Source organism: Streptomyces sp. UG1 (assembly GCF_049974585.1).
In the GTDB taxonomy this organism is placed as follows: domain Bacteria; phylum Actinomycetota; class Actinomycetes; order Streptomycetales; family Streptomycetaceae; genus Streptomyces.
In genome coordinates, this window is record NZ_JBNGGG010000025.1 from 144,842 (window position 1) to 164,233 (window position 19,392).

Below are 19,392 nucleotides of genomic sequence, written 5' to 3' on the forward strand. Positions count from 1 at the left end.
CGCCTTTTACTGGCCTTGTCGAGAGGTCACCCGGCAGAGCGCAGGCGGGCGTCGAGGTCGTCGTAGCTCGGCAGGAACCAGATGTGACCGCCGGCGTTGGTCTCGTGGACGAAGTCGCGCAGGGCCGTGCTCTCGGCGACGTGGTGGGAGATGTCGCCGACGAGGACCAGGCGCAGCCGGTAGTTCGCGAACTTCTGCATGATCGCGCCCGCGACACCCGACCGCAGCCGGAAGAACTCGTCCCCGGCTCGCTGCACGGGCACGGCGACCACCTCGGCCTCCTGCCCGAAGGCGTCGCCGATCAGATCGAGCGCCGCGCTCTCGCTGTCCAGGGGCGGGCCGTCGGGAGCGCAGCGCAGGACGCGTACGTCATGGAGGGTCACGAGCGTGTTGGTGGTCATGGGGCGTGATCGTACGGTCGCGTCACGCCCCTGACCACGGGTTTTCCGGTCCGGCCGGTTCCGGCCTCAGTGGCCTCGGTCGATCCACTCCGCCAGGTGCGGGGCCTCGTCGCCGATGGTGGTCGTCTCGCCGTGGCCGGTGAGGACCTTCGTCTCGGGCGGGAGGGTCAGCAGCCGGTCGCGGATCGAGTCGATGATGGTCGGGAAGTGGGAGTAGGAGCGGCCGGTGGCGCCGGGGCCGCCCTGGAAGAGGGTGTCGCCGGTGAAGACGACGTCCAGGCCGGGGTCGTGCAGACAGACCGCACCGGGTGCGTGCCCCGGGGTGTGCAGGACCGTCAGGTCGGCGCCCGCCGCCTCGATGATCTGGCCGTCCTGGAGGTGGGCGTCGGGGTCGCGGTCCGGGTGGGTCTGCTTCCACAGCGGCAGGTCGTCGGGGTGGAGCCAGATCGTGGCGCCGGTGCGGTCGGCCAGGGCGGGCGCGGCGTCGATGTGGTCGTTGTGGGCGTGGGTGCACACGATCGCGGTGAGGCGCCGGTCGCCGACGGCCTCGGCGATGGCGTCGGCGTCGTGGGCGGCGTCGATGACGATGACCTCGTGGTCGTCGCCGACCAGCCACACGTTGTTGTCGACGTCCCAGGTGCCGCCGTCGAGCGTGAACTGTCCGGAGGTGACGAGGCGTTCGATACGGGAGGCCATCAGAGCTCCACCACCGAGCGCAGGACGTCGCCGCGGTGCATGCGCTCGAACGCCTTCTCCACCTCGTCCAGTTGGATGGTCTCGGTGACGAACGCGCCGAGGTCCAGCCGGCCTTGCTGGTGCAGGTCGATCAGCATCGGGAAGTCACGGGAGGGCAGGCAGTCGCCGTACCAACTCGACTTCAGCGACCCACCGCGGCCGAAGACATCGAGCAGCGGCAGTTCCAGCTTCATCTCGGGGGTGGGGACGCCGACCAGGACGACCGTGCCGGCGAGATCGCGGGCGTAGAAGGCCTGCCGGTACGTCTCCGGGCGGCCGACCGCCTCGATGACGACGTCGGCGCCGAAGCCGCCGGTCAGCTCGCGGATCGCCTCGACCGGATCGGTCTCGCGGGAGTTGACGGTGTGCGTGGCCCCCATGGTGCGGGCCTTCTCCAGTTTCCGGTCGTCGATGTCGACGGCGATGATCTTCGCGGCGCCGGCCAGGTTCGATCCGGCGATGGCCGCGTCGCCGACGCCGCCGCAGCCGATGACGGCGACCGAGTCGCCGCGGCCCACGTGGCCGGTGTTGATGGCGGCGCCGATGCCCGCCATCACCCCGCAGCCGAGCAGTCCCGCCACCGCCGGGGCCACCGACGGGTCGACCTTGGTGCACTGTCCGGCCGCGACCAGCGTCTTCTCCGCGAAGGCGCCGATGCCGAGGGCCGGCGAGAGTTCCTGGCCGGTGGCGGCGAGGGTCATCTTCTGCTCGGCGTTGTGGGTGTCGAAGCAGTACCAGGGACGCCCGCGCAGACAGGCGCGGCAGCTCCCGCACACCGCACGCCAGTTGAGGATGACGAAGTCACCGGGTTCGACGTCCGTGACGCCCTCGCCGACGGACTCCACCACGCCGGCCGCCTCGTGACCGAGCAGGAAGGGAAAGTCGTCGCTGATGCCGCCCTGCTTGTAGTGCAGGTCGGTGTGGCACACCCCGCAGGCCTGCACCTGGACCACCGCCTCGCCCGGCCCCGGATCCGGCACGACGATCGTCTCCACACGCACGGCCTCGTCCTTGCCCGGAGCGATCACGCCCCGCACTTCCTGCGCCATGGTGCCAAACCTTTCCTCCGCGGACGTTCGTGCAGTTCCGACCCTAGACGTGACTGATCGGTAAAGGCACGGACATGCCTACGCCAGCGACAGGAAGAGCTTCTCCAGCCGGGCCTTCATCTGCTCCGTCGTTTCCCCGTCGCTCCCGGCCTTCTCGGCGTCGGTGAGGCACTGCTGCAGCCCGGTCGCGATGATCGCGAAGCCGGCCCGGTCGAGGGCGCGCGAGGCGGCGGCGAGCTGGGTGACCACGTCCTCGCAGTCACGGCCCTCCTCGATCATCCTGATCACTCCGGAGATCTGCCCCTGCGCCCGGCGCAGCCGGTTCAGCACCGACTTGAGGTCGTCGCCCTCGAACTGAAGCTCCACATTCACTCCTCTACATACCCTTAGGGGTATTTTACCCCTCCCGGAAACCGGCGGGTCCCGCGGGCGGGAGCCGACGTAGCCTGAATGCTCCGTACGACTCCGTACGACGCCGAAGGAGCCCCGTGAGCATCGCAGAGACCCCTGCCGCCCCGTCCACCTGGCGGCTGCTCCTGGGCTATGTGCGCCCGCACCGGTGGACCCTGCTGGTGGGCGCCCTGCTCTCGCTGGTCACGGGTGCCACGGGGCTGCTGCTGCCGCTGGTGGCGCGGGAGCTGATCGACGACCTGTCCCATGACCGGGCCATCACCGGAGCGCTGCTGATCATGTCGGCGCTGGTGGTCGCCAACGCGGCGCTGGGCGCGCTGGGTTCGTACGTGCTGCGGCGCACCGCCGAGTCGGTGGTGCTCGGCGCGCGGCGCGCCCTGTCGTCGTATCTGCTGCGGCTGCGCATCACCGCCGTGGACCGCAGCGAGCCGGGCGATCTGATGGCCCGTATCACCTCCGACACGACGCTGCTGCGCGAGGTCACGACCGATTCACTGGTGGGCCTCGGCACCGGAGGGCTGACCCTCGTGGCGACGGTGGCGATGATGGGACTGGTGGATCCGGTGCTGCTCGCGGTCACGCTCGCCGTGATCCTGGGCGCCGGCACGGTGCTCGGCGTGATCGTGCCGCGCATCAACAGGGCCAGTCGGCAGGCGCAGGACGCGGTCGGCGTGATGGGGGCCTCGCTGGAGCGGATACTCGGCGCGCTGCGCACGGTGAAGGCGTCCGGCGCGGAGCACCGGGAGGAGCGGACGCTGCACGAGGCCGCCGAGGAGTCGTGGCGGCAGAGCGTGCGGGCCGCCAAGTGGTCGGCCGCGGCGGGCAACACGGCGGGGCTCGCCATGCAGATCGCGTTCATCACGGTGCTCGCGGTGGGCGGGGCGCGGGTGGCGACCGGGGCGATCGACATCGGCACGCTGGTGGCGTTCCTGCTGTACGTGTTCTATCTGATGTCGCCGATCCAGCAGGTCGTCGGCGCGATCACGCAGTACCAGACGGGGGCGGCGGCGCTCGCCCGGATCCAGGAGGCGCTGCGGCTGCCCGCCGAACCGGCCGCGCAGCCCGCGCCGTTGCCCGCCACCGGGGCGGAGCCCGCCGCGCTGGCCTTCGAGGACGTGCGCTTCCGGTACGCCGAGGATCTGCCGTACGTCCATCACGGGGTGACGTTCGCCGTGCCCGCGCAGGGCATGACGGCGTTCGTGGGTCCGTCGGGGGCCGGCAAGACGACGGTCTTCTCGCTGCTCGAGCGGTTCTACGACCCCGAGGGCGGGACCATCTCGCTGGACGGGCGGGACCTGGCGGAGTGGGAGCTGCCTCAACTGCGTTCCGCGATCGGCTATGTGGAGCAGGACGCCCCGGTGCTGTCTGGCTCGCTGCGCGCCAATCTGCTGCTCGGCAACCCGGACGCGGACGAGGACTCCCTCACGCGCGTACTGAAGACGACCCGGCTGGACGGGCTGGTCGCGCGGCTGCCCGACGGTCTGGAGACGCTCGTCGGGCATCGCGGCACCAGGCTGTCGGGAGGTGAGCGCCAGCGCGTGGCCATCGCCCGCGCCCTGCTGCGCCGCCCCCGGCTGCTGCTGCTCGACGAGGCGACGTCCCAGCTCGACGCGGTGAACGAGGCGGCGCTGCGCGACACGGTCGCCGATGTCGCCCGTACGACGACGGTGCTGGTCGTCGCGCACCGGCTGTCGACGGTGACGATGGCCGACCGGATCGTGGTGATGGACGCGGGCCGGGTGCGCGCGGTGGGCACCCATCGCGAACTCGTGGCCGCGGACCCGCTGTACGCGGAGCTGGCGGCGACGCAGTTCCTGGCGACGGCCGAGTGAGCTGCGCCGGTCGCGCCCGGCGGCGCGGCCTCGGATCGCCGTTTCAGCCCTGAAGGCGGCGCAGCCGCTCCGCGTCGCAGGTGCGGGGGCAGGTGGCGCACGCCTCGGCCGGGCGGATCGTGTAGTACATGCAGCATCCGGCGCGGGTGCGCGTGGGGTGCCGGCGCCCGTCGTCGGTCGTGAGGTGGCGGAAGCCGGCGCCGCTCGGGTACGGGGACACGGGGCTCGGCAGCAGCCGGGTGGCCGCCCGCACGGCCTCGTCCTCGCGGCCCAGCATGCGGCCAAGGTGCCAGATGCCGGAGACCAGGTCGTCGCAGACCATGCCCCACAGGGCGCGTGAGCGGCGCCGCGCGATGGGGCCGATCGCGTCAAGGAGCGGGCCCATGTGATCGGCGACCGCGGCCCGCAACTCGGCATCCAGCGCGTCTTCGTGAGGGACCGTCACCGCTCCGGGGAGCCCGGCCGCCGGGTCGTCGGCCAGGCAGGCGAGGTCGCTCCCAGGGATGATGGTGAACTCGGCCGTGGCGAGGTCCAGGCGCAGGTCCTCGGGGCGGATCCGGGGCACCCGGCGTTCGAGGTACCGGGCTCCGCTCATCAGGAGCGAGACCGACCAGGCGTAGTCGTGCAGGGCGCGTGAGGCGGCGACGTCGCGACGCGGAACGACCCCGTGGCGATCGTGAATCCGGGCCGCCTCCGCCACCACGAAGGCGTCGAGCACGGACTCGTCCTTCACCAGCTCCGCCGCCGACACACCCGCCCGGCTCTCCTCGGCGACTCGCACCGACAGCACCGGGCAGAGTTCGGTGAGCCGGGCATAGACATCACCGAGCGTGCGCGCGACGGCGCCGGCGGACGGGGTTGTCAGGGCCACGGACATCGGCGCTCCTGTACGAGGTTTCGATGAGAGCCAACCAGGTAAGGCTTACCTTACAATAGCGATCAAGCACAGAATGCCAGGTGGACCGGTCGCGGGTGATCGCCTATCGCGTATGTCACAGTGATCACACAGCGATTGAAACGTAAAGCAAGCCTAACCTAAGCTCACGGCTTGTGACTGCGACCCAACGGGGCGCACCCGTCGGTGTGCCCTTCCGTGCCCTGCGGCACATCCCGCTCTTCCTCACCGGACTCGCCGCCCTGGTGCTCTGCGCCGCGCTGAGCCTGGCCCTCGGCGCCCGCTCCGTGCCGCTCGGCACGGTGGCCGACGCGCTGTTCGGGAACGCTCACGGCCGCGAAGCCCTCGTGGTGACCGGGCTGCGCCTGCCGAGAACCGTCATCGGGCTCGCGGTGGGCGCCGCGCTCGGGGTCGCCGGCGCCGTCGCCCAGGGCATCACCCGCAATCCGCTGGCCTCGCCGACCACGCTCGGCATCAACGCGGGCGCCGGTTTCGCGGTCGTCGTCGCCATCTTCGCGCTGAAGCTCAACAGCCCCGCCCAGTACGTGTGGTTCGCCTTCGCGGGTGCGGCCGGTGCCGCCCTGTTCGCGCAGGCGCTGGCCCGGCGCGCCGGGGACATCGACGCCGTACGGCTGGCGCTCGGCGGCACCGTGCTCCAACTCGTGCTGCTGTCCTGGACGAACGCGGTGATGCTGATGAACCAGCGCACCCTGGACGAGGCCCGCTTCTGGCTGGCCGGCTCCCTGTCCGGGCGCACCCTGGACGTCCTGTGGCCGGTCCTGCCGACCCTGCTGCTCGGCCTGGTCGTCGCGCTGGCCGTCGCCCCCGCCCTCAACGCCCTCGCCCTGGGCGACGATTCGGCCCAGGCGCTCGGGGTTCCGGTGGCCCGGGTCCGGCTGGCCGGCGGTGTCGCGGTCATCCTGCTCGCCGGGTCGGCGGTCGCGGTGGCCGGCCCGATCGCCTTCATCGGACTCGCCGCACCCCATCTCGTACGGCCACTGCTCGGCGGCGACCACCGGCTGCTGGTGCCGGGCTGTCTGATCGCCGGTCCGCTGCTGCTGCTCGCGGCCGATGTGCTCGGCCGCCTGGTGATCCGCCCCTCGGAGCTGGAGGTCGGCATCGTGACCGCGTTCCTGGGCGCGCCCCTGCTGGCGCTGCTGGCACGGAGGGCGGCCCGATGAGCGCCGCGGTCGTCGCCGTGCCGGCGAAGTCCACCTCCCGCGCCCGGGTCCGGCGCCGCGTCCTGCTGTTCGCCGTGACCGGTCTGGCCCTGCTGTTGGTGCTGCTCACCGTGTCCCTGACGACGGGTGAGATACCGATGTCCGCGGGCACGGCGCTGCGGGCCCTCGTCGGGCTCGGCGATCCGGGGGACGTGCTGGTGGTGCAGCAGTTCCGGGCGCCCCGGTCGGTCGCGGCGATCGTCGCCGGTGCGGGGCTCGCGGCGGCGGGCTCCGTGCTGCAACGGCTGTTCCGCAATCCGCTGGCCTCCCCCGACGTCATGGGCGTGACCGGCGGGGCCTCCCTGGGCGCGGTCGCGCTGATCGCCGCCGGGGCCTCGCAGGCGCTGATCCCGCTCGGGGCACTCGGCGGCGGGCTCCTCGCGGCCCTGCTCCTTGGCGTGTTCGCCTGGGGTTCCGGGCTCGCGGTCACCCGGCTGGTACTCACCGGCCTCGCCGTGCAGGCGGGGCTCGCCGCCGCCGTGAACCTGATGATCGTGCGCTTCCCTGCCGAGCTCGCCGGATCGGCGCTGCAGTGGACCACCGGTTCGGTGTACGGGCGGACCTGGACCGAGGTGTGGGGAGCGGGCGGCGCCATGGTGCTCGCGCTCACCGCGGCCCTGGTCATGAACCGCCGGCTGGCCGTGCTCGACCTCGGGGACGACTCGGCGGGCGCGCTGGGCCTGCGTACGTCCTCGGCACGGCTCCAACTGCTCGTGATCGCCGTCGCCTTGGCGTCGCTGGCGGCCGCGCTCGCCGGGCCGGTCACCTTCGTGGCGCTCGCTGTGCCGCACATCGTGCGGTTCGTCACCGGACCGCCGACGGCCGCGTCGCTGGCGCTGGCCGCGCTCACCGGGGCGGTGCTGCTGCTCGCCTCCGACCTGGTCGTACAGCATCTGCTGCCGATCGAGGGGCTGCCCGTCGGCGCGGTCACGGCCACTCTCGGCGCGCCCTGGCTGCTGGTGCTGATGCTGCGCCAGAGCTCGCCCGTCAGGAGGAGCCACGGATGACCTGCGCCCCGCACGCACACCCCACCGGCGTTCAGGAACCGCACATGTCCCGCACCGGCCCCAGGAGCCGCAGATGTCCGTGACCGCCAACCAGCTCTCCACCCGGGGCCTCGATCTGCGCTACGGCGACCGGACCGTGGTCGGCGGCCTCGACCTGACGCTGCCCGGCGGCGCGGTCACCGCGATCGTCGGCCCCAACGCCTGCGGCAAGTCGACCCTGTTGAGAGGGCTGAGCCGGCTGCTCGCCCCGGCCGCCGGGTCGGTCACGCTCGACGGCTCCGACATCCACCGCATGTCCGCCAGGGCGCTGGCCCGCCGTATGGGGCTGCTGCCGCAGCAGCCGGTCACCCCGGAGGCGATCACCGTGGAGGCCCTGGTGCGGCTGGGCCGCTATCCGCACCAGCGGCTGCTGAGCCCCTGGTCGGCCGCCGACCAGAAGGCGGTGGACGAGGCCCTGGAGCGCACCGGCACCGCCGCCCTGCGCGACCAGCCCGTCGACCAGCTCTCCGGCGGTCAGCGCCAGCGCGCCTGGATCGCGCTGGCGCTGGCGCAGGACACCGAGCTGCTGCTGCTCGACGAGCCCACCACCTTCCTCGATCTGCGGCACCAGCTCGACGTCCTCGACCTGGTGGCCGCCCTGCACGCCGAGGCGGGCCGCACCGTGGTGATGGTGCTGCACGACCTCGGACAGGCCGCCCGCTACGCGGACCACATGGTGGTCCTCAAGGAGGGCCGGCTCGCCGCCGCCGGCGCCCCGGCCGACGTACTGGACGCGGAGCTGGTGAAGTCCGTGTTCGACGTGGACTGCCGGGTGATCCCCGACCCGGAGACCGGCACCCCGCTGGTCGTTCCGAAGAGCAGTGCGGTGCGGCACTCAGCCGCGACCGCCTGATCCGTCCCCACTCACAGAAAGACCCCGTTATGCGATCTCCCTTGCGCGGAATCGGCCGGCTGATCGCCGTGCTGCTCGCCGTCGTGCTCGGTACGGCCGTCCTCGCCGCGTGCGGCGGCGAGGCCTCCTCCTCCAGCGAAAGCGACACGGCCAAGGCCGCGGGCGACAGCTCCGCCTTCCCGCGCACCCTGAAGACCGTGATGGGCGATGTGAAGATCCCCTCCCAGCCCAAGCGGGTCGTCGTGCTCGACACCGGTGAGCTGGACGACGTCACCCTGCTCGGCATCGACCCGGTCGGCGCGGTCGCCCCGCACTTCAAGACGTCGGGCGGCTTCCCGACGTACCTGGACGGCGAGTTGAAGGACACCGTCGACGTCGGCCCGCTCCTTGAGCCGAACCTGGAGAAGATCGCCTCCCTCAAGCCCGATCTGATCCTGTCCTCCAAGGTCCGGCACGAGAAGGTCTACGACAAGCTCAGCGCCATCGCCCCGACCGTGTTCACCGAGACCACCGGCGGTGTCTGGAAGGAGAACCTCAAGGTCCACGCCGAGGCGCTGGGCCTGGAGAAGGAGGCCGCGGCCAAGCTGAAGGAGTACGAGACGCAGGCCAAGGCGCTCGGTGAGGCGATCGAGAAGAAGGACGGCGGCAAGATGCCGGTCGTGTCCGTGGTCCGCTTCATCGCCGGTCCGACCCGTCTGTACCAGACCAACTCCTACAGCGGCGTCGTCCTGAACGACATCGGCCTCCAGCGCCCGAAGTCGCAGATCTCCGACGACCCCGAGGTCACGATGAAGGACGTCAGCCCCGAGGAGATCGACCAGGCCGACGCCGACCTGATCTTCGTCTGCGCCGCCGACGCCGAGGACAAGACCCAGAAGAAGGAGGTCACGTCCAACCCGGTGTGGAAGGACCTCCCGGCCGTGAAGAACGGCAAGGTCGTCGAGGTCAAGGACGAGATCTGGATGTCCGGCATCGGCGTCCAGGCCGCCGAGGAGATGCTCAAGGACGTGGCGAAGGCCACCGGCGTGGAGCTCCCGGCGAAGTAACCGCCGCCGCATCACACGGGGCGGGCCGTGCCCCCGACCGGCATCGGTCCGCCCCTCACCCCCCACCCGCTAGCGGAAGCCGCTCCTCTGCCATGCGCCTGTACCTGCTCGCCCTCAATCCGACCGACTCCGTCACCGAGGGCTTCCTGCCCGCCGCCGCCGAGCTGGGCCTGGACGTCACCGTCCTCACCGACCAGCCCGACGCGCACCGCCGCTCCTACCCGGAGATCGAGGTCCTGGAGTGCGACGTCCGTGACTTCCGGGCCGTGATCACCCGTGTCTCCACCCATCACGCGCCCGACGCCGTCTTCACCAACAGCGACCACCTGCAGACCCAGGCCGCCCTGGCCGCCGACTGGTTCGGCCTCCCCGGCAAGGACTGGCGGGCCGCCCTGCGCTGCAAGGACAAGGCCGAGATGCGCCGCCGGCTCGCCGCGGCCGGCGTGGACACCGTGTGGTCGGCCGAGCTGACCGAGCCGGTCGCGCCCGCCGACGCGCCCTACCCCTGTGTGCTCAAGCCGCGTGAGGGCGTGGCCAGCGAGGACGTCGTCCGCGTAGACGGCCCGGAGGAACTCGTGGCGCAGGCCAAGGAGATCCTGAACCGCCGCCCGGGCGCCGTCCTGGTCGTCGAGGAGTACCTGCCCGGCGACCTGTTCACCCTGGAGACTCTCGGCGACGGGCGGGTCCGCCATGTCCTGGGCGGCTTCCACACCGAGCTGTCGCCGCCGCCGTACTTCATCGAGGAACGCCTCACCTTCGTCCCCGCCCACCCCGAGCCGGTCGTCGCACAGGTCCTGCGGCAGTTGGACGCGCTGGGCGTCGGGTTCGGGGCCTGTCACACCGAGTTCGTGGTGCACGAGGGGCGGGCGCGGATCATCGAGGTCAACTACCGCGCCATCGGCGACCAGTGCGACCTGCTGCTGGCCCGGCTCCTGGAGATCCCGCTCTTCGAGCACATCCTGCGCACCCACCTGGGCGAGCCGCTCCCGGCCGACCTCGGCGCCCGCCGCGACGGCGCCGCCCGCCTGGAGTACCCGTGCGCGGACCGCGCCGGCACCCTCGTCGGGGCCCCGGCCGCCGCCGACCTGGACGTGGACGGCGTCCATCTGACGTACCGTCCGCTGCGCGCGGTGGGCGAGCGCCACGAGCTGTACCGCACCAACCGGGACTACCTCGGCGTCCTGCGCGCCACCGGCACCGACCAGCCGGCCGTGGACCGGGCGGTGGCGGACTTCCTGGCCGAGCGGCGCTGGGAGATCCAGCCGTGACGGCGGCGGACCCCTGCGTGGCGGAACTCCTCACCCGTGTGCTGAGCGCTCTCCTGCGCGAGGACGTGGTCGGCCTGCGCACCCGCGGCATGATCGTCCACGAGCCGGACGGCCCCTGGTTGCGGCTCGCCACGGGAGGCGAGGCCCTGCTGCTGCCGGTCGCCGAGGACGGATTCCAGTGCGAATACGCCGCCCGACGGCCCCTCCTCGTACGCGAGTCGGACGGTGCCGAGCTGACCTCGTATCAGAGCGTGCTCGGCGCACTGCGTGAGCTCGCCGATCCCGAGGACCGGGGCGGCTTCGACGCGTTCGCCGAGGAGTGCCGTCAGACGCTGGCGACGATGCGGCTGCACGCGGCGACACGGGCGGAGGTCATGGCCCGGCTCACGGACGGGCCCGGCCTCGCCGGCAGCCTGACGTACGACACGCTCGCCGCCCGCCACGACCACCCCGTCTACCCGACGGCCCGCGGCCGTTCGGGGCTGACGGAGGAGCAACTGCGCGCGTACGCCCCCGAGTTCCACCCGCGCTTCGCGCTGCGCTGGCTGGCCGTGCCCCGGGACGAGGTCACCGTGACGGGCAAGCTGCCGGAGTTCTGGCCGACGCCCGACGCGCTGGGCCTGCCCGGCCTGCGGGACACGCATGTGACGCTGCCCGTGCATCCGCTGACCGTCGACGCCCTGCCCGGCGGCACCGTACTGGCCGAACACGCCCACCTGGACGTCGTACCGACCCTCTCCATGCGGACCGTGGCCACGGTCGACGATCCTTGCGTTCACCTCAAGCTCCCCCTCGCCACGGCCACGCTGGGCCTGCGCAACAAGCGGACCATCAAGCCCGGCACGCTGGTCGACGGAGCGGTGGGGCAGCGGCTGCTGGAGGCGGTGATCGCCCGCGAGCCCCGCTTCCGGGAGACGGTCCTGCACGCCGACGAAACGACGTACGCCCATGCCGGGCACGAGCTGCTGGCCGTGCTGTGCCGCCGCTACCCGGCCGGGCTCGACGACTGCACGGTGGTGCCGCTGGCGGCGCTCCTGGCCGAGGCGCCGGACGGCCGCCCGGTCATCGACGGGCTCGCCGACCGCTTCTACGGCGGTGACCCGCTCGCCCTGCTGGACGCGGCCCTCACCCTGCTGTTCGACTGGCAGACCACGCTGTTCGGCTACGGCATCGCGCTGGAGTCGCACCAGCAGAACATCTCCCTGGTGCTGCGGCCGGGCGAGCTGCGGCTGCTGTTCAAGGACAACGACGGGCCGCGGATCAACGCCGAGCGGCTCGCCGCCGCCCTGCCCGGGCCGTGGGACTTCGACGACGCCCGGATCCTCGGCACGGGCGACGGGCCGGTCGCCGACGTGTTCACCACGATCACCGTCCATCTGTGCGCCGGCGCCTACGCCTTCGGTTCGGCACGGCACCGCCAGGCCCTGCTGCGGCTCATCCGTGAGCGGCTGACCGAGGCGGTCGACCGGCTCGGCGGCGACGCGGCGGACGTCCTGCGCGCTCGCGTGCTCAAGGCGCCGGAGCTGCCGGTGAAGGCGATGGTGACGGCCGGGACGCTGCTGTCCAAGGAGCGTTCGGGTGCCGCCGACATCAACAAGCACTACACGACCGGCCCCAACTACCTGCTGTCCCAGGGGGGTTCGGCATGAGCGCCCAGGCGCTGCGGATGCCGGCGTCCGGGCGTGCGCAGGTGCACGCGGTGGCGGGCTGCTACTTCGTGGCGTCGTTCGCCGCGCTGGGGCTGCCGCCGTATCTCACCGAGATCCTTCCGGAGCTGGGCGACCGGAACGCCCGCTGGGCCGGGGTGCTCTATGTCGTGCCGACGGTGTTCGGCGCGCTCGGTGCCCCTCTGTGGGGGCGGCTCGCCGACCGGTACGGCCGTAAACGGCTGCTGCTGCGTGCCCAGTTGGGGCTCGCGGTGTCCTTCCTGATCGCGGGCTGGGCGGACTCGCTGACGACCTTCACGCTGGCCCTGGTGCTCCAGGGCATCCTGGGCGGCACGTTCGCCGCGTCCAACGGCTATCTGGGCGCCGCCCTGGAGGGTCCGGCCCTGTCGAAGGCGCTCACCCTGATGCAGGGCAGCGCGCGGGCCGCGCTGGTCGCCGCGCCGATCGTGGTGGGCTCGCTGTCGGGCTGGCTGTCCCCGCACCGGCAGTACGCCCTGCTCGCCGTGCTGCCGCTCACGGCCGCCCTGCTGCTGGCGGCGCTGCCCGAGCCCGAGCGCGCGCGGGAGCCGGAGCACATACCCGAGGCGGTCGACGCCGCTCAGCCGATCGTCTCCCTGAAGACCCTCTACGTCCTGGAGTTCGCCTTCGTGTTCTCCACCGTCATCTCCTTCCCGTACCTCATCGCGCTCGTCGGCGACCGGCTCCCGGGCACCTCCCCGGCGCTGTCCGGCGTCCTGTTCGCCCTGCCCCACCTGTGCTATCTGGTGGCGGCGCTGGCCGTGCACGCCGCCTTCCGGGACCGGCCGCGCACCGGGCTCGCGCTGGGCTTCACCTGCATCGCGCTCGGGCTCGCCGGGCACGCGGTCGCCGGGTCCCTGGCCGGTCTGATCGCCGTACGGCTGCTGCTGGGTGCGGGGCTCACGCTCGGCCTTGTGTGTCTGTCGGTGCTGGCCGCCGACTGCGCCAAGGGCCGGGCGCCCGGCGGCCTGTTCGGTTCGCTGGAGTTCTTCTCCAAGGCCGGCGCGGTCGCCGCCGGCGTGGCCGCGGCGGCGGGCAGCGCCCGCTTCGGACCGGCCGCACCCGTGCTGATCGGCGGTGCCGCCGCCGCCATCGCGGCCGTTGCTCTCCCCTCCTCGCACCTGCGCACCCGCTGGAGCCGTTGATGCCCTCCCTGACCGACTCGCTCGGGACGTCCCGCAAGCTCTCGCCCTCGCCCCAGTCCCCCGCCGAACTGCCCGCCGCCGACGAGGTGGTGGCCCACACCCTCCTCAACTGCCTGCTGCGCGAGGTCTCAGGACCCGAGCACCAGAGCGTCGTCACCGACGGCAAGCTGCTGCTGCGGCTGCCCCGCCGCGGGGTCCTGCTGCGCGTCGCCCTGCGCCGTACGTCGCTGCTCGGCGCGCACCGGTTCACCGGGCCGGTGAGCGAGCAGTGCGGCGAGGACTGGGTGGAGGTGGACTGGCGGCGGCTGGCCGAGTACACGCACGACGAGCTGTGGCTGCGCACGGGTGTGCGCAACGAGGAGTTCCTGGAGCAGATCGTCTCCAGCCACGGCGCCGTCGCAACCGCCCTGGCCGCCCCGCGAACGGCCCGCCCCGCGGACGACCGGCTCTCCGCCTACCTGGCCTCGGAGCAGTCCCTGCTGTTCGGCCACCGCTTCCACCCCACCCCGAAGGCCCGCACGGGCGACCCGCGCGCCTGGTCCGCGTACGCTCCCGAGGTGGGCGCGTCCTTCCCGCTGCGGCACCTCGCGGTGCGCCCCCACCTGATCGCCGAGGAGTACACCGACCCCGCGTCCGTCGCCCCGCTGGACCGGCAGCGCACGGACGTCCCGGACGGCTACCGGCTGCTGCCGGCCCACCCCTGGCAGTACGAGACGCTGCGCGAGCACCCGCTGCTGCGCGCCGCCCTCGACCGGGGCGACATCCTCGACCTGGGCCCCGGCGGGGAGCCCTTCGCCGCCACCGCGTCGGTGCGCACGCTGTACGACGGGGAGACCTTCCTGAAGTTCAGCCTGAACGTGCGGATCACCAACTGCCTGCGCAAGAACAGCAGTTACGAGCTGTCCGGCGCCGTCGCCCTGACCCGCGTGCTGGCCCCGGCCCTCGCCGACCTGGCGGAGCGTTTCCCCGGCAGCGACATGCTGCGCGAGCCGGCCTACCGCACGCTCGCCCTGCCGGGTCCGGACGGCACCCCGGACCGCGCGCTGTTCGAGGGCTTCGGGGTGATCGTCCGCGAGGGACTGCCGAACCGGCTCGCCCCCGGCACCACTCCCCTACTCGCGGCAGCCGTCGCCGACGAGTATCCGACCGGCGCCGCGCATCTGTCCCGGCTCCTGGCCGGCGCGGACGAACGCACGGCCCTCGACTGGTGGTCGACGTACCTCGGCCTCCTCGTCCCGCCCGTGCTGTCCGCGTACTTCGACCACGGACTGGTCCTGGAGCCCCACCTCCAGAACGTCCTGATCTGCGTCGACGGCGACGGCAGGCCCGCCCAGGTCCTCTTCCGCGACCTGGAGGGCACCAAGCTGGTCCCCGACCACCACCGGGACACCCTCGGCGCGCTGCCGCCCGAGGTCGCGGGGCCGATGACGTACGACGCGCAGCGCGGCTGGGACCGCGTCGTCTACTGCCTGCTGGTCAACCATGTCGCCGAGCTGCTCGCCGCCCTCGCCGACCTGCACCCGCAGGCGGAGGCCGCGCTGTGGTCCCGGGTGCGCGACACGATCCGGGCGTACGCCGACGACCGGGGCTGCCCGCCCCGGCTGGCCGCCCTCCTCGCCGGGGTGCCGCTGCCCGCCAAGGCAAATCTCCTCACCCGCTGGGAACGCAAGGCCGACCGGGACGCGGGGTATGTGCGGCTGCCGTCGCCGCTCGCCGAGGACGTCCTGCGCGACACGACCGGAGGTGCCGCCCGATGACGCCGCCCACGCCCGCGGTCCGCGACCGCGTCCTGTCCCTCCCCTCGACCGAACTCCCCGCGTACATCTACGACTTGGCGGCCCTACGCGCCCACGCCGCCACCGTGCGGGACGCGCTCCCGGAGCGGGTCGAGCTGTACTACGCCGCCAAGGCCAACCCGGAGCCGGAGATCCTCGGCGCGCTCGGCCCGTACGTCGACGGCTACGAGGTCTCCTCGGGCGGCGAACTCGCCCATGTCGCCAAGGCCGTACCGGGGCGCCCGTTGGCCTTCGGTGGTCCCGGCAAGACTCCGGACGAGGTGACGGCCGCGCTGGAGCAGGGGGTCGAGCGCTTCCACGTCGAGAGCGAGTATGAGCTGGGCATGCTGGCCGAGCTGGCGCGGCGGGTGGTGCCGGGTCGGCGGGTGGCGGTGCTGGCGCGCGTCAACCTGCCGGTGGGCGACGGGTCGCTGGCGGGCAGCTCGCTCGCGATGGGCGGCCGGCCGACGCCGTTCGGCATGGATCCCGCACGCGCCGAGCCGGTGATCCGGCAACTGGCCGACGGCGCCTACCCGCAGCTCGAACTGCGCGGCATCCACGCCCACTTGGCCAGCGGACTCCAGGCCGCGCAGCAGGTGGCGGTGGCCGAGTCGGTCGTCTCGTGGGCGACGGGACTCGGGGTCCGGCTCGACGAGGTGAACGTCGGCGGCGGCATGCACGTCGACTACGGCGACCCGCAGCGCCGCTTCGACTGGGCGGCCTACGGCACGGGGCTCGCCCGGCTGACGGAGCGGCATCCGGAGCTGACCCTGCGTATCGAGCCGGGGCGGGCGCTGACGGCGTACTGCGGCTGGTACGCCACCGAGGTGCTGGACGTGAAGCACAGCCATGGCGAGGAGTTCGCCGTGGTCCGGGGCGGCACGCACCATCTGCGCACCCCGGCGACCAAGGGGCACGACCAGCCGTGTTCCGTCCTGCCGGTGGACGCCTGGCCGCACCCGTGGCCGCGGCCGGCCGCCGAGGGCGGGACGGTCACCCTGGCGGGGCAGCTCTGCACCCCGAAGGACGTCCTGGCCCGCCGGGTGCCGGCGGCCGGGCTGCGGGCCGCGGACCGGGTGGCGTTCGCGCTGGCGGGGGCGTATGCGTGGAACATCTCCCACCACGAGTTCCTGATGCATCCGAGGCCCGGTTTCCACTTCCTGGACACCGCTGGGTAGGCGGCCCGTCACGCTCGGCACATGCGAAGGGCCGCCCGGTGCACGGGCGGCCCTTGGGTGCGGTGCCTCAGAGGTCGACGGCGGGCAGCATCCTGGTGACCGGGGTGTCGACGGCCTTGATCTGCTGCTTCGGCCGCTGCTGCTGCCGGCTCAGCTCCTTGAGCTGGTCCAGCCGGGCGAGCTGCTGGGACGGCAGCGGCATCTTCGCCCTGCGGTCCGCGGGAACCCCGGACATCGCGAGCTGGTCGAGGGTGGTCACCGGGTTGAGCATTCCGGCCTTCGAGGCGTTCGAGGCGTCCGCCGTGCCCGCGTTCGCCAGCGGAGCGGCGAGGCCGGTGACACCGACTGCGAGACCAACGGCGGCGGCGATACGTCGTGTTGACATCATGCTTTCCGCAACGCGACCGACCCGCCGCCGGACACGGCCGGCCGGCGCCCCTCACCCGTCAGGCCCAGCGCTCCGGCAGCGCTTGCCGAGCCCGGCGGGGCGGAGGAGGCTCGGAGGTGAGGCCCTCGCGGCCGACCCGTTCCTGCCGCGGGCCTCTGAGGAGGTCACCATGGGCACCGCCGCAACCCCCGCTTTCGACACCGAGACACTGCGCCGGGCCGTAGAAGGACAGAACCCGGACACGCTGCTGTCGCTCTACACGGACGACGCGGAGATCCGCGTCGTCAACCGCAACGCGCAGCCGAGCCACCCCAAGGTGCTGCACGGCCGTGGCGAGATAGCCGAGATGCTCACCGACGTCTACAGCCGCGACATGACGCACAAGCTGGAGGGATGTGTGGTCCAGGGTGACCGCGCGGCCTACAGCGAGTCCTGCGAGTACGCGGACGGCGTGCGCGTCCTGGCCGAGTCGATGATCACGCTGCGGGACGGGAAGATCTCCCGGCAGATCATGATCGAGGCCTGGGACGAGTAGGGAGGACGCTGCCGAAGGTCCAGGTCACGGGACGACCGACCTGGGCCTTCGGGGCACGTGCGGGGCGGGCCGGTCAGCGCATCCAGGCGCTGTACTCCATCACGTCACCGGCCCGCACGCCGAAGCGGGCATCGTCGCGGGTGAAGGTCGCCTCCAGCCCGAGCACGGCACCGTCGGCGGGGTCGAGGATCAGCATCCGGCGGCTGCCTCGGCCGTCGTACACGTACGCCTGCCCGCGCCGCCCCAGCCGGTCCGTCACCTGACCGACGGGCCGTAGCCCCTCGGCGTCCGCCAGCAGCCTGGCCAGCGCGGCCGACTCGCGGGTGCCGAGGGTCCAGTGGTCGAGCAGGGTCCTGGTGGCGTCCAGGAGTTCGGCGGTGGACAGCGGCTGCGAGTGGTCCGACAGGAAGGCGCGCTCCGCTTCCTCCAGGTAGTCGTGCAGTCCTGCGGCGTCCTGCGGGGGTGGGGAATCCGGCGGGGCGTCGCTCCAACTCGGCGGATAGGTCCGCCTGGTGAGGACGTGACCGTCGGCGACGAGCCGTGGCTCGCCGCCCTCGTCGGTGAGGACCGGCCGGCCGGGGTGGCGCGGGTCGGTCGCCACGACGATCTCCGTGTGGCTGTCGTCGTCGTTCCAGCGCACGATCGTCTCCCGCGGGAGGGTGATCGGCGCGTCGGCCTCGCTCATGGCCAGGCTCCACGACTGCACATGCGTGCCCTTGCGCAGCGCGGGCGAGCCCGCCGACGCGGCCTGCTCGGCCCGCTCGGCCAGCCGCTCCAGCGGTACGGGCGTGGAGTCGGCCCGCACGACCAGCGGGCGGGGCGCGGCGACCGCGGGGGCGGTGGTCCGGCCGGTGAGCAGCAGTGCCGACACGAGCGCGACGACGAGGGCCGTGGCCGCGAGGCCCCAGGCCTGCCGGGTACGGCGGCGGGGGGCGGGCGGGCGCTCGAGCAGCAGTTGGCCGAGGTGCCGTTCGGCGTTGTGGTCCAGCGGGCCGTCGCCGTAGTGCGGGCCGTCGGCCGGTACCGGGTTGGCCCTGCGCAGCAGTTCGAGTTCGTCAGCCATGGCTTCGTTCCTTGGGCGCGGTCGTCGGGCTCACACGGTCGATCTCGGCTCTCAGCCGGCGGCGGGCCCGGTGCAGCCGCATCGACGCGGCCCGTCTGCCGCAGCCGAGGGCGACGGCCAGCTCCTCGACGCCGAGTTCCTCCCACGCCGTCAGCCGCAGCACCTCCTGGTCGGCCGCCGACAGCCGGGCCAGCGCCTCGTGCACCCAGGCGCCGGGGCGCTCCGCGTCGGGGCCGGCCGCGAGGTGCCGGCCGTGCGCCGCGTCGTCGTTGCCGAGGCGGTCGACCAGCCGCCGCCTGCGGCCGTAGCCGCGTACCGCGTTGGCCAGGCAGTTGCGTGCCACGCCGTACAGCCAGGGCAGCGGGGCGTCCGGCAGGTCGGCGCGGCGGCGCCAGGCGACGGTGAACACCTCCGCCACCACTTCCTCGACCTCACTCGTACGCCCGTCCAGTCGCCGCGCGACATAGCGGCTGACCGCCCAGTAGTGCTCGCGATAGGCAGCGGCGAAGATCTCGTCGTTGCTCATGTCCCGTTCGTGTCCGGCACCCGCCGGATCGTCACACCCGTCTGCGTGATTCTCGTCGCGTCACTCGAGTGTGACGTAGGGGTGGGGTGCGGACACAGGCGGGGCGTGAAGAGGATCAGAGACATCAAGAGCGTCAGGGCCGTTCAGTGGCTGACCACCACCGACCACAAGACGATCGGAACGCTCTACTTGGTCACGTCGTTCGCGTTCTTCGTGATCGGTGGCGTGATGGCGCTGCTCATGCGCGCCGAGCTGGCCCGACCTGGTCTGCAGATCATGTCGAACGAGCAGTTCAACCAGGCGTTCACGATGCACGGCACGATCATGCTGCTGATGTTCGC

General features: G+C 72.6%; 20 protein-coding genes. 12 read left to right on the forward strand and 8 right to left on the reverse strand.

From position 1 onward, the window contains the following. Nucleotides 1-26: 26 nt before the first annotated feature. The 4 genes from ACP4J3_RS27185 to ACP4J3_RS27200 form a co-directional block, all read right to left on the reverse strand. Complete coding sequence (locus ACP4J3_RS27185; RefSeq protein ID WP_426538670.1) at nt 27-401, reverse strand: DUF4180 domain-containing protein; 375 nt, start codon at nt 399-401, stop codon at nt 27-29. 66 nt (nt 402-467) lie between these two features. Beyond that, nucleotides 468-1,097 carry an MBL fold metallo-hydrolase gene (locus tag ACP4J3_RS27190; RefSeq protein WP_426538671.1) on the reverse strand — a complete coding sequence of 210 codons (630 nt, stop codon included), beginning with the start codon at nt 1,095-1,097 and terminating at the stop codon, nt 468-470. After that, nucleotides 1,097-2,185 (reverse strand): S-(hydroxymethyl)mycothiol dehydrogenase, encoded by a 1,089-nt coding sequence (locus ACP4J3_RS27195; RefSeq protein WP_426538672.1) that lies wholly within the window; start codon nt 2,183-2,185, stop codon nt 1,097-1,099. The genes ACP4J3_RS27190 and ACP4J3_RS27195 overlap by 1 nt, the downstream gene beginning before the upstream one ends. Nucleotides 2,186-2,263: 78 nt before the next feature. Then, nucleotides 2,264-2,551 carry a metal-sensitive transcriptional regulator gene (locus ACP4J3_RS27200; protein WP_426538673.1) on the reverse strand — a complete coding sequence of 96 codons (288 nt, stop codon included), beginning with the start codon at nt 2,549-2,551 and terminating at the stop codon, nt 2,264-2,266. A 122-nt stretch (nt 2,552-2,673) separates the two neighbouring features. Here ACP4J3_RS27200 and ACP4J3_RS27205 point away from each other — a divergent pair, with 122 nt between their 5' ends. After that, on the forward strand, nt 2,674-4,428 hold the full coding sequence (locus tag ACP4J3_RS27205; RefSeq protein ID WP_426538674.1) for an ABC transporter ATP-binding protein: 1,755 nt from the start codon (nt 2,674-2,676) through the stop codon (nt 4,426-4,428). Nucleotides 4,429-4,471: 43 nt separating this feature from the next. Here ACP4J3_RS27205 and ACP4J3_RS27210 read toward each other — a convergent pair whose 3' ends face one another. Then, on the reverse strand, nt 4,472-5,305 hold the full coding sequence (locus tag ACP4J3_RS27210) for a (2Fe-2S)-binding protein (RefSeq protein WP_426538675.1): 834 nt from the start codon (nt 5,303-5,305) through the stop codon (nt 4,472-4,474). Between the two features lie 206 nt (nt 5,306-5,511). Between ACP4J3_RS27210 and ACP4J3_RS27215 the strand changes: the two genes are divergently transcribed. From ACP4J3_RS27215 to ACP4J3_RS27255, 9 genes are all read left to right on the forward strand, one after another. Beyond that, the gene (locus tag ACP4J3_RS27215; protein WP_426538694.1) at nt 5,512-6,504 is read left to right on the forward strand and encodes a FecCD family ABC transporter permease; all 993 of its coding nucleotides are present in this window, start codon (nt 5,512-5,514) and stop codon (nt 6,502-6,504) included. After that, nucleotides 6,501-7,550 carry a FecCD family ABC transporter permease gene (locus tag ACP4J3_RS27220; protein ID WP_426538676.1) on the forward strand — a complete coding sequence of 350 codons (1,050 nt, stop codon included), beginning with the start codon at nt 6,501-6,503 and terminating at the stop codon, nt 7,548-7,550. Before ACP4J3_RS27215 ends, ACP4J3_RS27220 begins: the two co-directional genes overlap by 4 nt. 73 nt (nt 7,551-7,623) lie before the next feature. Then, nucleotides 7,624-8,442, forward strand: coding sequence for an ABC transporter ATP-binding protein (locus tag ACP4J3_RS27225; protein WP_426538677.1), 819 nt, complete (start codon nt 7,624-7,626; stop codon nt 8,440-8,442). Nucleotides 8,443-8,471: 29 nt separating this feature from the next. Continuing rightward, nucleotides 8,472-9,488, forward strand: a complete 1,017-nt coding sequence (locus ACP4J3_RS27230) for an ABC transporter substrate-binding protein (RefSeq protein WP_426538678.1) — start codon at nt 8,472-8,474, stop codon at nt 9,486-9,488. A 92-nt stretch (nt 9,489-9,580) separates the two neighbouring features. After that, nucleotides 9,581-10,756, forward strand: coding sequence for an ATP-grasp domain-containing protein (locus ACP4J3_RS27235; RefSeq protein ID WP_426538679.1), 1,176 nt, complete (start codon nt 9,581-9,583; stop codon nt 10,754-10,756). Continuing rightward, complete coding sequence (locus ACP4J3_RS27240) at nt 10,753-12,405, forward strand: IucA/IucC family protein (RefSeq protein WP_426538680.1); 1,653 nt, start codon at nt 10,753-10,755, stop codon at nt 12,403-12,405. The genes ACP4J3_RS27235 and ACP4J3_RS27240 overlap by 4 nt, the downstream gene beginning before the upstream one ends. After that, nucleotides 12,402-13,586, forward strand: coding sequence for an MFS transporter (locus ACP4J3_RS27245; RefSeq protein WP_426538681.1), 1,185 nt, complete (start codon nt 12,402-12,404; stop codon nt 13,584-13,586). The genes ACP4J3_RS27240 and ACP4J3_RS27245 overlap by 4 nt, the downstream gene beginning before the upstream one ends. Beyond that, on the forward strand, nt 13,586-15,343 hold the full coding sequence (locus ACP4J3_RS27250; RefSeq protein ID WP_426538682.1) for an IucA/IucC family protein: 1,758 nt from the start codon (nt 13,586-13,588) through the stop codon (nt 15,341-15,343). Before ACP4J3_RS27245 ends, ACP4J3_RS27250 begins: the two co-directional genes overlap by 1 nt. After that, nucleotides 15,340-16,539, forward strand: a complete 1,200-nt coding sequence (locus tag ACP4J3_RS27255; protein ID WP_426538683.1) for a type III PLP-dependent enzyme — start codon at nt 15,340-15,342, stop codon at nt 16,537-16,539. The genes ACP4J3_RS27250 and ACP4J3_RS27255 overlap by 4 nt, the downstream gene beginning before the upstream one ends. A gap of 67 nt (nt 16,540-16,606) precedes the next feature. Here ACP4J3_RS27255 and ACP4J3_RS27260 read toward each other — a convergent pair whose 3' ends face one another. Further along, on the reverse strand, nt 16,607-16,927 hold the full coding sequence (locus ACP4J3_RS27260; RefSeq protein WP_426538684.1) for a hypothetical protein: 321 nt from the start codon (nt 16,925-16,927) through the stop codon (nt 16,607-16,609). 169 nt (nt 16,928-17,096) lie between these two features. Here ACP4J3_RS27260 and ACP4J3_RS27265 point away from each other — a divergent pair, with 169 nt between their 5' ends. Next, entirely contained in the window at nt 17,097-17,462 is a 366-nt protein-coding gene (locus ACP4J3_RS27265) for a nuclear transport factor 2 family protein (protein ID WP_426538685.1), read from the forward strand. Between the two features lie 73 nt (nt 17,463-17,535). On the opposite strand, the gene ACP4J3_RS27270 is transcribed toward ACP4J3_RS27265, so the two are convergent. Together ACP4J3_RS27270 and ACP4J3_RS27275 are read right to left on the reverse strand one after the other, a co-directional pair. Further along, nucleotides 17,536-18,525: a CU044_5270 family protein gene (locus tag ACP4J3_RS27270; protein WP_426538686.1), complete on the reverse strand. Its 990-nt coding sequence runs from the start codon at nt 18,523-18,525 to the stop codon at nt 17,536-17,538. Continuing rightward, entirely contained in the window at nt 18,518-19,051 is a 534-nt protein-coding gene (locus tag ACP4J3_RS27275; protein ID WP_426538687.1) for an RNA polymerase sigma factor, read from the reverse strand. The genes ACP4J3_RS27270 and ACP4J3_RS27275 overlap by 8 nt, the downstream gene beginning before the upstream one ends. Before the next feature lie 105 nt (nt 19,052-19,156). Between ACP4J3_RS27275 and ACP4J3_RS27280 the strand changes: the two genes are divergently transcribed. Beyond that, nucleotides 19,157-19,392, forward strand: a 236-nt coding sequence (locus ACP4J3_RS27280; protein ID WP_426538688.1) for a cbb3-type cytochrome c oxidase subunit I, incomplete at its 3' end; no start/stop codon positions are given.

Coding starts and splice junctions, on each gene's coding strand:
- ACP4J3_RS27185 (WP_426538670.1), bottom strand. CDS start 401: ATGACCACCAACACGCTCGTGACCCTCCATGACGTACGCGTCCTGCGC.
- ACP4J3_RS27190 (WP_426538671.1), bottom strand. CDS start 1,097: ATGGCCTCCCGTATCGAACGCCTCGTCACCTCCGGACAGTTCACGCTC.
- ACP4J3_RS27195 (WP_426538672.1), bottom strand. CDS start 2,185: ATGGCGCAGGAAGTGCGGGGCGTGATCGCTCCGGGCAAGGACGAGGCC.
- ACP4J3_RS27210 (WP_426538675.1), bottom strand. CDS start 5,305: ATGTCCGTGGCCCTGACAACCCCGTCCGCCGGCGCCGTCGCGCGCACG.
- ACP4J3_RS27220 (WP_426538676.1), top strand. CDS start 6,501: ATGAGCGCCGCGGTCGTCGCCGTGCCGGCGAAGTCCACCTCCCGCGCC.
- ACP4J3_RS27225 (WP_426538677.1), top strand. CDS start 7,624: ATGTCCGTGACCGCCAACCAGCTCTCCACCCGGGGCCTCGATCTGCGC.
- ACP4J3_RS27230 (WP_426538678.1), top strand. CDS start 8,472: ATGCGATCTCCCTTGCGCGGAATCGGCCGGCTGATCGCCGTGCTGCTC.
- ACP4J3_RS27235 (WP_426538679.1), top strand. CDS start 9,581: ATGCGCCTGTACCTGCTCGCCCTCAATCCGACCGACTCCGTCACCGAG.
- ACP4J3_RS27245 (WP_426538681.1), top strand. CDS start 12,402: ATGAGCGCCCAGGCGCTGCGGATGCCGGCGTCCGGGCGTGCGCAGGTG.
- ACP4J3_RS27250 (WP_426538682.1), top strand. CDS start 13,586: ATGCCCTCCCTGACCGACTCGCTCGGGACGTCCCGCAAGCTCTCGCCC.
- ACP4J3_RS27255 (WP_426538683.1), top strand. CDS start 15,340: ATGACGCCGCCCACGCCCGCGGTCCGCGACCGCGTCCTGTCCCTCCCC.
- ACP4J3_RS27260 (WP_426538684.1), bottom strand. CDS start 16,927: ATGATGTCAACACGACGTATCGCCGCCGCCGTTGGTCTCGCAGTCGGT.
- ACP4J3_RS27265 (WP_426538685.1), top strand. CDS start 17,097: ATGGGCACCGCCGCAACCCCCGCTTTCGACACCGAGACACTGCGCCGG.
- ACP4J3_RS27270 (WP_426538686.1), bottom strand. CDS start 18,525: ATGGCTGACGAACTCGAACTGCTGCGCAGGGCCAACCCGGTACCGGCC.
- ACP4J3_RS27275 (WP_426538687.1), bottom strand. CDS start 19,051: ATGAGCAACGACGAGATCTTCGCCGCTGCCTATCGCGAGCACTACTGG.